The organism is Methylopila sp. Yamaguchi (assembly GCF_002897035.1).
Lineage (GTDB): Bacteria > Pseudomonadota > Alphaproteobacteria > Rhizobiales > Methylopilaceae > Methylopila.
This window is the reverse complement of record NZ_BAUX01000006.1, coordinates 1-13,351: the sequence shown is the minus strand read 5'-3', so window position 1 is coordinate 13,351 and position 13,351 is coordinate 1. Positions and strand designations below refer to the sequence as shown.

Sequence of the window (13,351 nt, the reverse complement as noted above, 5' to 3'; positions counted from 1 at the left end):
ATTTGTTCGTCGATCGGAGCGTACTTGGCCCGGTCGTGAGGCCGGCGGCGTCAGCCGCCGCCCCGACCCGGCGGCCGGCGAGGCTCAAGGGAAACACTTCACCTCGGCCTCGGCCTGCGCGCGCCGCATCGTCGAGACGACGTCGCGCAACTGGCCGGTCGAGCGGAACACTTCCGACGACTGCCCGGCCACCTTGTTCATGCGCAGGACCGTCTCGGCCTGCTCGTACTCGGAGAAGGGCAGGATGGTGGCGATAGTGTCGATCGAGCATGAGCAGCGGTCGAGCGACTCGCGCGTCTGTCCGTTAGCGGCCATGCAGCCGAAGATGTAGTCGGCTTTCTCGGCGGTTGGGTAATCCTCGCCGACCGCCGCCTGCGCGGCGCCGGCTCCGACCGCGCAGAACAGCGCGGCCGCGATCAGCGAAACCTTCAACGTCATGGCTTGGCTCCCGTTTCGCTCTCGCCGGTGACGGTCAGCGTCTCCACGAGCAGCGGCGTCGCTGCGCCCGCCTTGGGCGTGACCGTGTGGATGGCGTAAAGGCCGCCCGGCACCTTGTCCGAGTACGTGATCTCGTAGGTCCGGTCGGCGAAGTCCTTCAATTTGGCGCGATTGGGGTCTTTCACGAACGGCGAAACCTTGATCGACCACGCGTCGATCGACTGGCCCTTGTAGTCGACCTTCACCTCGTCAACCTTCTCCGCCGAAGTGAGCGCGTCACGGATCCGGCCTCGGATGTAATAAGGGCTGCCGCCCAAAACCTTCTGCATCTCGACCACGTCCTGCTCGAGCAGGACCAGCACCACCGGATTGTAGGTGACGGGCATCGGGCCGAACGAGCGGGCCTTTCGGCCGGAGAACAGCTGGACCACGGCCGCCTTGCCGCCGTCGCGCGCGTCGTCCGGCTTCACGACGTTCAGCGTCACGACGTCCTCGAACGAAGGCGCGAGGTTGGCGTCGTCGGCGACCCGGGAAAACCGGTACGAGATCGACGCGCCCGGTTCGAACGCCGCGAGGAAGGGCTGCTCGAACACCAACTGTTCGGGGGTCGGCGCGGCCTGGGCGGCTGGCCCGAACGTCCCAGCGAGCACCAACGCCAACGCCGCGGCGCCGGCGACACGCCGACGTACTGACTTCAACATTTTGAACGCTTCCCTTGCCAAGGAGCTTCTCGCGCGGTCAACCGGCGGGCTCCGTGTTCTCAGAATACGCTCATTATGGCCCGGCGGACGCCCCGGCGCCATGCCGGCGGCGCTCGGCAGATGGGAGGAGCGCGGTCAGTCCGGGGCGTACATGAAGCCGCGGCCGCGCACGGTGACGATCAGCCGGGCGCCGTCGGGCGTCGCGTCCGCGAGCTTGTGGCGTAGATAGCCGATGTAGACGTCGACTACGTTAAGCGAAGCGCCGCCGTGCCCGGCCCACAGCGCCGCGAAGATGTCGGCGCGGGCCAGCGGCTCGCCGGCGTGGCGCATGAGCAGGGCGAGCAGGTCGACCTCACGTTCGGTGAGACGGGTGGAGCCCTCGGCGCTCGTCGCGACCCGGGTCTCGAGATCGAGGTCCAAGGGGCCGACGATGAGGTGACGCTGGTCCGTCCCGTCGTTCTCGCGGCGCATCTCCTGCACCTTCACGCGCGCCAGCAGCTCTTCGAAATCGAACGGCTTAACCATGTAGTCGTCGGCGCCGGCGAGCAGGCCTTCGGTGCGCTCGGAAACGCTTGAGCGCGCAGACAGCATGATGATCGGCGCGGTCTGGCCTGCGGCGCGCAGCGCCTTGCAGACCTCGATGCCCGACCGGCCGGGGAGCATCACGTCGAGGATGATCGCGGCGAGCGGCTTGCCGGACGCCGCCGCCAGCGCGGAATCGCCGTCGGCGACCAGCTCGACGTCGTAGCTCTCGGCCGCGAAGCCCCGCCGCAGGACCGAGCCGATGTCGGCGTCGTCTTCAACGATCAGGATGGTCATGAGCGTGCTCCGATCACGAGGCGATGGGTCAGCGCGGGAAGGCGGATGAGAACGGTGGTGCCGGAGGCGCGCTCCGGCGAGGCGGTGCGGCTCTCGATCGCGATCGTCCCTTGGTGACGCTCCACCACCCAGCGGGCCAAGGCGAGGCCGATGCCGAAACCGGAGCCCTCGCGCTCGGACGCGCCGCGGTAGAACCGTTCGAAGACATGAGGAAGATCGGCTTCGGGGATGCCCTCGCCGTCGTCCGCGACCGCGACCGTGACGGCTCCCTCCGAATCGATTCCGCCGATGACGCGGACCGTGCCGCCATAGGCGGTGTGACGCAACGCGTTCGCGATCAGCGCCTCGACGACCTGACGCAGCCAGTCGGCGTCGGCCTCGACCTGCAGATCGAAGGGCGGAAGCTCGGCGGTCAGCGCCACGCCGCGGGCGCGCGCGTTAGGCTCGAGACTGGCCCGCGCGGCGGCGACAAGGTCGTTCACCGACAGCGGCTCGAGCTCGAGCTCGAGCTGCCCGCTCTCCGAACGCGCGACCCTAAGCAGGTCCTCGACGCGTCGGTGAAGGCCCTTCGCGCGTCCCCTAATCTTGGTCAGCGCAGCGGTAAGCTCTTCGACGCCGCCCTTGGTGCGCAACGTCACGTCCGCCTCGCCCAGGATGACCGTCAACGGCGTGCGAAGCTCGTGGCTGACGTCCGTAAAGAAACGTCGGCGCGCACGGTCGGCGTCGGTTAGCCGCTCGTTTGCGCCCCGCAGCTCCGCCGTCCGCTCGTCCACGATCTCCTGCAGCCGCGCCTGCGCCTCCATCAGCCGACGCTCGCGGCGGGCGAGCTGCGCGGCCATGCGGTTGAAGCGGATCATGGCGAGGCTGAGTTCGTCGTGACCGCGCACCTTCAGCCTGATCCCGCTGTCGCCGCGGGCGATCTCGCCCGCAGCGGCCGCAACGTCGGAGATCCGCGAAACCAGCGGCCGTGCGATGGCGCGGTAGAGGACGAAGGCCAGCAAGGCCGCGAGGCCGGCCGCGATCACCGCTCCGGGAACCAGCGCGGAGCGCAGGCCCGCCATCGCGGCCTCAGCCTCGCGCGCGGTGGCGCGTTCCTCGCCGATCGCCTGGGACAGCCCGGGTCCGAAGCTCGCGGCGAAGCTGTCGAGGGCGACGCGCAGACGCTCGACGTTGCCGCCCTGCCCCTCCCGCGCCTCCCGGATCGACTGCAGGGCCTGCCGGTCGAGAAAGTCGAAGCGTCCGCGCATCTGCGCGAACACGCGGCTGCGGGCCGCGACCATCGTCGCGCCCTGCTCGTCACGCGCCCTCGCCACCGCGCGCGCGAGTTCCTCGTCCAGCCGCACGAAGGTCTCCTGCACGCGCTTGCGCGGCAGCGAGAGCCGGTCGGGCTGGCCTTGCGATTCCGTGGTCTGCAGCGCGACGAGCGCATAGTCGCCCACGCGGCTGGAGATCGCCGAGAGCAGTTCGAGCCGGCGCTGAGCGGAGGCGAGCTCCTCGACGTGGTCGTCCGCCACCTTGAAGGTGAGCGCGACCGCCAGCCCCGCCGCGGCGGTGGTCAGCACCGCCGTTGCGAGCAGCAGGGCCATGCGGACCCGAAGCGATCTGAAGATCGAGCGCCACATCCGGCGAACGCCTTCTGGAGAGCCGGCGGCGCGGGGCCGTCGACGGTCCGGGGGAGCGATGGGACGGGGCGCGGACGCCGCCGTCCCTGTGGAACGCGTCACTTACTTGGCTCCGAGCGCCTTCTTGGCGTCGGCGACGGCGTCGAGACACTCGTCGTATTCCTTCTCGCCCTTCTCGCGCTTCGCGACCCGCAACGCGGTCTTGAGCGCCTCGGCGACGGGGGCCGGATGCGTCTTGGCCTGTTCGGCCTCGATCATCGCGATCCCCTGATCGCACGTGGACGCGTCGTCTGCGTGGGCGGCGCCCGCGCCGAGCGTGATCACCGCAAACGCCGCGGCCAGAGCCGTCATCTTCGTCATGCCAGTCGTTCCTTCCCTCTCGCAAATCGGCGCTTGGCGCGCCTTGTTCTGAGCGGCCGTCACGGCTTGACCTTGAAGGTCCCCGTCATGCCGCGCGACTCGAGACCGTCGATCCACCATTTGAAGTCCCCGGGCCGAATCACGACGAATTCGATGCGGATCGCGCCGGCGTCGTCCCACTCCAGATGGTGCGGCGCGCCGGGCCCGTGGATCTCGAGATGGTTAATCACAATCTGGTTAATCCAGATATGACGGAACAACTCGGGCGAGAAGAACTTATACTCCTTGCCTCCTTTCGAGACGATGTCGAGCTGATAGGCTTTGCCCGACTCAAGTTCGTAGTCTTTCTGGCTGACGGCGTAGTCGTTGCCGTTTTCCTCGCCGAGCACCAGGTCCGGAAGGGTCGTGCGGCCCTTGGCGAGGTCCGCCGCGCTCGCCGGCGCGGCCGCGAGGCCGAGTGCGACCGCAGTCGCCGCGCCCGCCAATCTCTTGAGCATCGTTCTCTCCGCGTTGGTCCGCTTGAGATGCGGACATGTCGTTGGGATCCAAGATCCGTCGCCAAGACCGGAGACGAAACGTCACCCTTCCGCGGAGGTCCGACGCGCCGCGCCGCCCGGATGAGCCGCGTCGCCCATCGCGACGTTCTCAGTCAAAAGACCAAGACGCCACAACGAAGGACCGCAGCATCGGGCGCATCCCGTCCCAGTCTTGGCCTGCAAGACTAAACACGAGAAAGTACGTCGTCCACTCTTCTAAGTATTATTCTTTTCTTATGATGAAGAGCTTACGGCTCAGTTTGCGCCGATCTTGCTATCGAGCGCCGCGGCGCGCGACGCACGGCCGCACTTCCAGCGCGCGACGCGCCAGTCCGGGTTGGTCTCGGACCATTCCGCAATTACGGGAACAGCGCCGGCCATGCACATGCGGGGATCGGCCAGTTCGTAGCCGATAGCCACGTGCTCTTCACGGCAGGTTTCCGGGGACGCAAGAAGGCACACCATCAGGACGAGATCCATCGGTCAGGCTCCCTTTGGACGCGGCGCGCCACAGCGCCGCCCATGCGCGCGAGAACCCCAAGAGGGCTCCCCTCGGGCACCCTAAGCCTACGCTTATTATTTTGCGTCGCAACAACGTTATGTTGCATTGCAGTGACAGCCGGACGACGATTTCAAGGGCGCTCGAAGCGGCAGGTCGTCGCGTGCGGCATATGGAGCGCTCCCTAAGAAGCGCTTGCGGTCGCCGGGAAGTCCCGACTAGTGTGCGCGCCGCATGCCCCTGCATGGCGCTATCGGGTCAACCGGTTCGGCTCCCACCGAACGCAGACGCAAAGATAGCCTAGGGCATCGGTCGGCGCGCTCATCGGGTGCGCCGGCAACACCATGGCTTAACCTGGGAGGATGCTTATGGCGAAGATCACCAAGACCCTGATCGGCGAGTCGCTCGTCGGCGACGGCAACGAGGTCGCTCACATCGACCTGATCATTGGACCGCGCGGCTCGACCGCCGAGTCGGCGTTCGTGAACGCTCTGACCAACAACAAGGACGGCTTCACCTCGCTTCTCGCGGTGGTGACCCCCAACCTGCTGGCCAAGCCGAACACGATCCTGTTCAACAAGGTCACCATCAAGGACGCCCGTCAGGCCGTTCAGATGTTTGGCCCGGCGCAGTACGGCGTCGCTAAGGCTGTCGTCGACTGCGTAGCCGACGGCACGATCCCCGAGGACGAGGCCGACGACCTGTTCATTTCGGTCGGCGTCTTCATTCACTGGGAAGCGGCGGACGACGCCAAGATCCAGCAGTACAACTACGAAGCGACCAAGGAAGCCCTCAAGCGCGCCGTCGCCGGCGAGCCGAAGGCCAAGGACGTCGTCGCCCAGTCGGCGACCGCGAAGCACCCCTTCGCTTCGAACGCGTAGAGCGGAAACCACCCTGGACAGACTCCGCCTGCAGCAAAGCCTCCAGGCCTGCTCCAGCGGTTGGCCGCGATCTTATTTGGTAAGTAAGACTGACGGCGACGGCTCGAAGCGCAAGCTTCGGGCCGTTTCCTTTTTCTGACGGTCGCGCAGCGCTGCCGTTTTGGCGTTCAAACTGAAAAGGCCCCCGGCGCTTCGCCGGGGGCCTTTTCAGTTTGGCGGCTGATCCGTCTCAGTATTTGGTGACGAGCACCGGAGCCGGTTCTGCGCCGAACTTGTAGCGCACCGACGCAGAGACGATGTGCACGTTGGACTTCGAGGTCGCCTCGAAATCGAACGGCAGCGGCGCCGGAAGGTCGACGTTGATCTTGGACCGGCCGGGAACGAAGACGTAGGAGTAGCCGAGGTCGAACGACAGGCGGTCGGAATAGTTGTAGGTCCCGCCCGCCGACAGCCACCACCGGTCGGCGTCGGGCAGGCGGACGTCACGGTTCTTGTTGGTGATCGGCGAAAGTTCGTAGCCGACGCCGGCGCGCCCGGTGAACTCAGGCGAGAAGGCGTACTCCGCGCCGGCCGAGAAGAACCACCCGTCCTCGTACTCGAACGGAAGCGAGGTCAAGGTCGCGCCGCCGTTCCGCGCCTTGACGTGAATCGTGCTCAGACGGCTCCAGTTGGTCCATTCGACGCCGCCGAGGATCGTGAGCTCGGGCGTGATCGCCTGCCGCACGCCGACGGAGACCGTCTCAGGCAGCGTGACGTCCGCGTCAATCTTCGAATCGCCAAGCGGCGTCTTGAGCTTGCCTTCGAGCTTGTGCTTGATCGCCGAACGGAAGCCGACGCCAACCGAGGTGCCCTCCGCAGGCGTCACGGTGAAGCCCGCGGTGAAGCCGAAGCCTACGTCGTCTCCGGTCAGCGTCGCCGAAGGCGACGTCGGCAGGAGGCCGGTCGCGCGCCGCAGCCGGATATCGAAGTACTGGATCTGCACGCCGCCGGCGATCGACAGCCAGTCGGTGACCGACACGCCGAGCGTAGGCGAGACATTGACGGACATGACCTTCGACGAGCGGGCGAGCACCTGCCCGCCCCAAGACTGGTGCGGGTCGGTCACCAGGCCGAACGGCGCCGTTACGGCGAGACCCAAGGCGACCTTGTCGCTGATCCGATAGGCGTTGTAGCCGGCCGCCAGCAGCGCGCCCTGCCCGATGTCGCCGGAGTCGCCGGTGGCGCCCGTCCCGCCTGTCACCGCGCCGATGTTCCGCTTGGTCGCGTCGCTCACGTCGATCTTCGACGACGGAAACACGCCGGTCACGTGCTGCTCGCTCTGGAAGGTCGCGACCTGGTTCACCACCGCCGGGTTCCAGAACATCCCCGAGATCGAGTCGCCGCCGCCCGCCGCCATGCCGGCGAACGACATCCCCTGTCCGGTCGTGCTCTGCTCGCGCAGACCGAACGCCCCCGCGAACGCGGTCGACGAGGCGCCCGCCAACAGCGCTGTGGCGGCGCCGGCCAAAACGAGCCGTCTACGGCGGATGGAGGTCGCGACCATGAACATTCCCCTCGACGCGCGCCGACCCTGCGAAAGAGCCGGTCGTTGATTCCGTCTCGCTGGACGGCGTCCGTCGACCGTGACGCGGCGGATTCTAACGAACAACCATCGCGCTAGATTCCGCCACCGTTTCGCCGCGGGAGTGGCGCGGGGGCACCACATTTTGCAACGTTCCGCGAGGTTTAGGTGTCGAAAGTCTAAGCCTGCGGCGCTATGGCTTGCCGCGGCGCGGGTCGGACCGCATGATCCGCGCGCAAAAGTTCAGGTCACGCACAACGCGCGCCGATGAAATGAGGAGACGTCATGAAGCTCGTGCGATTCGGTCCCGCAGGCGCTGAGAAGCCCGGCATCATCGACAAGGACGGCGCGATCCGCGACCTCAGCGGTATCGTTCCCGACATCGCCGGCGAGGCTCTGACCGCCGCCGGACTTAATAGGATCCGCGCGGTCGATCCCGCCTCCCTTCCGCTCGCGCCCGCGGGCGCGCGGCTCGGCCCCTGCGTCGGCGGCGTTCGCCACTTCGTCGCCGTCGGCCTGAACTACGTCGACCACGCGCACGAGACCGGCCTTCCCATCCCCGAGGAGCCGATCCTCTTCAACAAGGCGCCGAACTGCATCGTCGGTCCGAACGATGACGTGATCCTGCCCAAGACCCACCAGAAGGTGGACTGGGAGGTTGAGATCGCCTTCGTCATCGGCGACAGAGCGGAAAACGTCGAGAAGGACGGCGCGCTGTCCCACGTCGCCGGCGTCTGCATCTGCAACGACGTCTCGGAGCGCCACTTCCAGGTGGAGCGCGGCGGCCAGTGGATGAAGGGCAAGGGCTGCCCGACCTTCGGTCCGCTCGGGCCCTGGCTCGTGACCCTCGACGAGATCCCGGATCTTCAGAACCTCGGCATGTGGCTGGACGTGAACGGCGAGCGGAAGCAGACCGGCTCGACGTCGACGATGATCTTCGACATCGAATATCTCGTCAGCTACATCAGCGACTTCCTCACGCTGGACCCGGGCGACGTCGTCACCACCGGCACGCCCCCCGGCGTCGGCATGGGCATGAAGCCGCCGCAGTACCTCAAGGCTGGCGACGTCGTGTCCCTTGGCATCGATCTCTTGGGCGAGCAGCGCCAGACCGTCGTCCCTTACGGCGGCTGAAGCCCGACGAGGACGGCGGCGGCGCGGACCCGCTTTGTCGCCGGCGCGTCATGGGGCAAGACTAACGTCCGCAGCGCTTTAGAGAATCGACGCTCGTCGCTCCGACGGCGTAAGCGCACGGGGACACCTCATGACGGCCTATTCGGTCGCGGCCGGCGAAACGCTCGCCGCCCGCCTCACCATGACGGGCGGCGACACGCTGCAGGTCGACGGGATTTTCTCGGTCGCAGCCAACGCCCAGACCGTGCGCTTCTCGAGCGCGCCGGACGGCGCCGAGATCCACAACGACGGCCTGATCGAAAACACGGCCTCGGGTGGCCGCGCCATCCGCTTCGAAAGCGGGGTCGGCGCCGATCTCACAGCGCTCATCGACAACCAAGGCACGATCGTCGCCGTCGACGATGCGATCCAGATACAGGCCGGCGCCGTGAGCGCCGGCACGCTGGAGATCACCAACGGGGTCGACGGCAAGATCGTTTCCGCGGAAGGCCAGGCCCTCGATCTGGCGTCCGCCAGCGGCGAGTTTGTCGCCAACGTCGACAACGCGGGCTCCATCGTCTCCCAGATCTCCGACGGCATCCGGATCGGCGGGGGCATGCAACTCGTCAACAGCGGCGCGATCCGCGGGGGTGCTGCGGCGAGCTACGTTCAGGGCGCCGACGGCGTGCAGATCGAGGATGGAGCGAGCGGGCTCATCTTTAACGCCGCTGGCGGCGTCATCGTCGGCGACCGCCACGGGATCAACGCGGGGCTGGACAGCTCCGTCGGCGTGATCAACGAGGCCAGCGGGTCGATCGTGGGCCGGAATGGTTCCGGCGTGGGGTCCGACGGCACGGGGCTGGTCGTCAACTACGGCGTGATCACCGGCTTCTTCGCTGACGCCGCAGGCTCGGACATCAATGGGTCGACAAGCGGCGCCGACAACGGCGGCGGCCCGGATGGCGTCAACGACGGCGACGGCGACGGGATCGACATCGACGGCGAGGCGACGATCCAGAACTACGGAGTCATCCGCGGCCTTGGCGCCGGCGGAACCGGATCGGACGGTCTGCCGAACACCGCCGAAGGCATCGCAGCCGGCGGCGGCGACATCACGAACTTCGCCGGCGCGCGGATCTACGGCGCAGGCCTCGGCATTCTCATCGACGACAGCTCCCAGGGCGACGCGCCGTTCGAGACCACGATCGAGAACGCCGGCACGATCCAGGGCGGATCGAGCTACGCCATCAAGATCGTCAGCGACTTCGACGACGTCATCATCAACAGCGGGCGCATTCTCGGCGGCGGCGGAAACGCCATCCTGTTCGGCTCCGGCGACAACGTGCTTGCGATCGACGCCGGCTCCAGCATCCGCGGCCTGAGCGACGGCGGCGCCGGCGACGACGCGCTCGACTACTCGCTCTACGGCGCTGCGGCCCGCGTCAACCTCGAGACCGGCCGCGCCATCGGGACGGGCGGCGTCACCAACTTTGAAACCGTGGCGGGCTCCGGTTTCGGCGACACGATCACCGGCGACGCTGCGGCGAACACATTCTTCGGCCAGGACGGAAACGACCGGCTGTTCGGCGGCGCGGGCGACGACACGCTCATCGGCGGGGCAGGCGCGGACGTTCTGCGGGGCGACGCCGGCGCCGACACCTTCGCGTTCGACTTCCCTTCGCCCGTCGGCGAACAGGATCGGGTGGTCGACTTCGCCCATGCCGAAGACGTCCTCGCCTTCGACTCGACGATCTTCACGGCCCTATCCGCCGGCGCGCTGACCGAAGACGCCTTCGGCGTCGGGTCCGAGGCGACGACATCGGAGCAGCGGATCCTCTACGACGCGCGCACCGGGAGCCTCTTCTACGACGCGGACGGCTCCGACGAGACGCAGGCCGCGGTGCTGATTGCGACGCTGACCGGCAAGCCAACGGTCGAGGCTTCCGACATCCTCGTGGTGTGAGACTTCGAGGCACGACAGCGGCCGTCCCCGGCAGGGGGCTAACGGCCGGCCTGTCGCGGACGGCGGATCAGCTGCGCTCGGGCCACCACGCGTGGAAATGGTGCACCGGTCCGTGGCCGGCGCCGATCGTCAGGTCGTCGGCGGCGGCGATCGCCGCGCTGACGTAGGCCTTCGCGGTCGCCACGGCTTCGATCAGGCTGCTCCCTTTAGCGATCTCAGCGGCGATGGCGGAGGACAGGGTGCAGCCCGTGCCGTGGGTGTTGCGCGTGACGTGGCGCTCGGCGACGAAACGCGTCACGCCGCCGTCCTCGTCCACAAGGACGTCAACGCTGTCGGCTCCTTCCGCGTGCCCCCCCTTCACGAGCACGGCGCGAGCCCCCAGCGCCTGAAGCGCCCTGCCCTGCTCCGCCATCTCCCGCTCATCGCCGGCCGCCGCGCCGCCGAGCAAAGCGGCGGCCTCCGGCAAGTTCGGCGTCAGGAGACGCGCTCGGGGAATCAGGCGGCGCTTCAGCGTCTCGACCGCGTCTTGCTGCAGCAACCTGGCGCCGGAGGCGGCGACCATGACGGGATCCGCAATCACCTCGGCCACGGCGCGGGCTTCCAGAGCGGCGGCGATCGCCTCGATCGTCGCGCTCTGCGACACCATCCCGATCTTCACCGCGCCGACCGCCAGATCGTCGAACACCGCGTCGATCTGCGCGGTGACGAAGGCCGCCGGAGCGTCGTGGATCGCCGTCACGCCGCGTGTGTTCTGCGCCGTGAGCGCGACGATCACCGACGCGCCGTAGACGCCCAGCGCCGAGAAGGTCTTGAGGTCGGCTTGTATCCCTGCGCCGCCGGACGAATCGGAGCCGGCGATGGTGAGGGCGATGGGCGTGGTCATGCCCGTCTCTTAGCCGTGCGGCGATCCGCCGCCAAGCGCTCCTCCCCTCGACGGACGGCCCGCATAAGGGAGGCCGCCGCCGAACAGCCCGTCGATGGGGACCGGCGATCGATCGCGGCCTTCGCGCGCGACGGCGATTGAAATCCGGTTCGATACGGCGTAAACGACGGCCGTTCCGCATCGGCGCCCGAATAGCTCAGCGGGAGAGCACACCCTTCACACGGGTGGGGTCACAGGTTCGATCCCTGTTTCGGGCACCATTTTTCCCAGGGTCTAGCCGCCGTTCGAGGAAGCGCTGGCAGGTTCACTTGAACCTGGAGCGTTTGATGTTCGATCGGCGATCTTTCGAGCGGGACGGCGTCGCAATCGTCGTCGTCGCGCTTTTCAGGCTCGAGGATCTCGTCGACAAGGTCGCGGCGATCCTCTAGGCGCACGGCCGCCCTCGTGCGCCCTAAGCGGGCGGCTCGCTGCACGAACGTCTCAGCCACTGCTCGCCCGGGACAAGGCCCGGCCTGGCGGAGCGCTGGAGTCAGCGAGCCTCAGACCTCCCGGCGCTGTCAGCAAGCAGTCTCTCGACGCCCCGGGCGACGCCGAGGACGGCTTCGTCCTGGAAACGCCGCCCGACGATCTGCAAGCCGACCGGCAGTCCGTCATCGGCTTGGCCGATCGGAACGGAAATCGCCGGGCACTGCGGCGTAAGGTTGAACGGGCACGTCATGTCGAGGCCGATCAGGCGCCCCGCCGCGTCCTCGCCGAAGTAGTCGCCGTCCTTCATCGCCACCGGCGGGGCCGTCACCGCGCAAGTCGGGCAGAGCAGCGCGTCATAGGTCTCGAACAGCCGGGCCATGTCGCGCCACATCGCGGTGCGGAGCAGCTCGATCCGCTTGTAGGACGTCGCGTCCTTGGCGAAGCCGCGCCGCATGATCTCGACCATGGCGGGGTCCATGCGCTCACGAAAGGCGTCGAGCCGGTCGCCGAAGTAGGCCGACATGAACACGCACCAGATCTCGTACCACTCGTCGACCAGGGCGCGCGTCCAGGGCAGCGCCACCTCCTCGACGACCGCGCCGGCCTCCGCCATTGCGGCTGCCGCGCGCCGGATGGCCGACTCGACCTGCGGTTCGACGGCGTAGAAGCCGAGATCGATCGAAAGGGCGAAGCGCTTGCCCCTAAGGTTCCCGTCGTGGGTGCGCTCGGGAGCGAACGTCAGCGGGAGCGATAGGATGTCCTCGTCGCTCGGGCCGGCGGTCGCTTGAAGAAACGCGACGGCGTCGTCCACCGTGCGGGCAAGCGGCCCAAAATGGGAGATGTCGTCGAACACGCTCGGCAGGATCGTCATGGGAATCCGTCCGAGGCTGGGTTTCAGCCCCACGACCCCGCAGAACGAGGCCGGGATGCGGACCGAGCCGCCCATGTCGGAGCCTTCGGCGAAGGGAACAACGCCAGTCGCGACCGCGACGGCGGAACCGCCGGACGACCCGCCCGACGTCCGGCTCGGGTCCCACGGATTCCGGGTCGCTCCAAAGCGCGGGCTCCAGGTGAAGCTCGAATGCGCGAATTCCGGCGTCGTCGTCTTTCCCATCAGGATGGCGCCGGCCTGTTGAAGGCGTCGCACGCACAACGCCGTCTCGGTGGGAACGACGTCGCCGGAGCTCCACGAGCCGAGCGTCGTCAAGTCACCGGCAGTCGGCGTCAGGTCCTTCGCCGCAAACGGCACGCCGTGCAGGAAGCCAGTCGGGCGGCCTGCCCGCACCGCCTCGTCGGCCTCGCGGGCTGCGGCGAGCGCCGCCTCCTCCCGGATCAGCGCGAAGGCGTTGAAGAAGTCCTGGGCCGCGTGAGCCCGCTTCAGCGATTCCCGCATGACGTCGACGGCCGAGAACCGGCCGCCGCGGACGCCCGACGCGATCTCATTCGCCGGAAGATCAAGCGGAAGGGAATGGTCCTGCGTCACGGCTCAGCCCGCCGCCGCGCCACA

13 protein-coding genes and 1 tRNA gene are annotated in these 13,351 nt (G+C 67.8%); 4 read left to right on the top strand and 10 right to left on the bottom strand.

Features of this window, described 5'->3' with window-relative positions; all coding sequences use genetic code 11:
• Positions 1 to 84: 84 nt before the first annotated feature.
• The 7 genes from METY_RS08385 to METY_RS08355 all read right to left on the bottom strand — a co-directional run bounded on the left by METY_RS08385 (position 85) and on the right by METY_RS08355 (position 4,956).
• Positions 85 to 438, bottom strand: a complete 354-nt coding sequence (locus METY_RS08385) for a hypothetical protein (protein WP_103120939.1) — start codon at positions 436 to 438, stop codon at positions 85 to 87.
• Positions 435 to 1,139, bottom strand: coding sequence for a hypothetical protein (locus tag METY_RS08380; protein WP_146035689.1), 705 nt, complete (start codon positions 1,137 to 1,139; stop codon positions 435 to 437). Before METY_RS08380 ends, METY_RS08385 begins: the two co-directional genes overlap by 4 nt.
• Before the next feature lie 135 nt (positions 1,140 to 1,274).
• Positions 1,275 to 1,958 (bottom strand): response regulator transcription factor, encoded by a 684-nt coding sequence (locus METY_RS08375; protein WP_103120937.1) that lies wholly within the window; start codon positions 1,956 to 1,958, stop codon positions 1,275 to 1,277.
• Positions 1,955 to 3,580 (bottom strand): sensor histidine kinase, encoded by a 1,626-nt coding sequence (locus tag METY_RS08370; protein ID WP_103120936.1) that lies wholly within the window; start codon positions 3,578 to 3,580, stop codon positions 1,955 to 1,957. The genes METY_RS08375 and METY_RS08370 overlap by 4 nt, the downstream gene beginning before the upstream one ends.
• Before the next feature lie 102 nt (positions 3,581 to 3,682).
• The gene (locus METY_RS08365; RefSeq protein WP_103120935.1) at positions 3,683 to 3,940 is read right to left on the bottom strand and encodes a histidine kinase; all 258 of its coding nucleotides are present in this window, start codon (positions 3,938 to 3,940) and stop codon (positions 3,683 to 3,685) included.
• Between the two features lie 59 nt (positions 3,941 to 3,999).
• Positions 4,000 to 4,437: a hypothetical protein gene (locus METY_RS08360; protein WP_103120934.1), complete on the bottom strand. Its 438-nt coding sequence runs from the start codon at positions 4,435 to 4,437 to the stop codon at positions 4,000 to 4,002.
• Positions 4,438 to 4,731: 294 nt separating this feature from the next.
• Positions 4,732 to 4,956 carry a hypothetical protein gene (locus METY_RS08355; protein ID WP_103120933.1) on the bottom strand — a complete coding sequence of 75 codons (225 nt, stop codon included), beginning with the start codon at positions 4,954 to 4,956 and terminating at the stop codon, positions 4,732 to 4,734.
• 387 nt (positions 4,957 to 5,343) lie between these two features.
• On the opposite strand from METY_RS08355, the gene fae reads away from it, so the two are divergent.
• Positions 5,344 to 5,856, top strand: a complete 513-nt coding sequence (fae, locus tag METY_RS08350; RefSeq protein ID WP_020184978.1) for a formaldehyde-activating enzyme — start codon at positions 5,344 to 5,346, stop codon at positions 5,854 to 5,856.
• 229 nt (positions 5,857 to 6,085) lie between these two features.
• Here fae and METY_RS08345 read toward each other — a convergent pair whose 3' ends face one another.
• Entirely contained in the window at positions 6,086 to 7,399 is a 1,314-nt protein-coding gene (locus METY_RS08345) for an OmpP1/FadL family transporter (protein WP_160147328.1), read from the bottom strand.
• 303 nt (positions 7,400 to 7,702) lie between these two features.
• On the opposite strand from METY_RS08345, the gene METY_RS08340 reads away from it, so the two are divergent.
• Positions 7,703 to 8,551 carry a fumarylacetoacetate hydrolase family protein gene (locus METY_RS08340; protein ID WP_103120931.1) on the top strand — a complete coding sequence of 283 codons (849 nt, stop codon included), beginning with the start codon at positions 7,703 to 7,705 and terminating at the stop codon, positions 8,549 to 8,551.
• A 130-nt stretch (positions 8,552 to 8,681) separates the two neighbouring features.
• Positions 8,682 to 10,493 (top strand): hypothetical protein, encoded by a 1,812-nt coding sequence (locus METY_RS08335; RefSeq protein ID WP_103120930.1) that lies wholly within the window; start codon positions 8,682 to 8,684, stop codon positions 10,491 to 10,493.
• 67 nt (positions 10,494 to 10,560) lie between these two features.
• Here METY_RS08335 and thiD read toward each other — a convergent pair whose 3' ends face one another.
• Positions 10,561 to 11,376, bottom strand: a complete 816-nt coding sequence (gene thiD, locus METY_RS08330) for a bifunctional hydroxymethylpyrimidine kinase/phosphomethylpyrimidine kinase (protein ID WP_103120929.1) — start codon at positions 11,374 to 11,376, stop codon at positions 10,561 to 10,563.
• A gap of 185 nt (positions 11,377 to 11,561) precedes the next feature.
• Between thiD and METY_RS08325 the strand changes: the two genes are divergently transcribed.
• A tRNA-Val gene (locus tag METY_RS08325) sits at positions 11,562 to 11,636 on the top strand.
• A gap of 269 nt (positions 11,637 to 11,905) precedes the next feature.
• On the opposite strand, the gene METY_RS08320 is transcribed toward METY_RS08325, so the two are convergent.
• Positions 11,906 to 13,327 (bottom strand): amidase, encoded by a 1,422-nt coding sequence (locus tag METY_RS08320; RefSeq protein WP_244593571.1) that lies wholly within the window; start codon positions 13,325 to 13,327, stop codon positions 11,906 to 11,908.
• Positions 13,328 to 13,351: the final 24 nt, after the last annotated feature.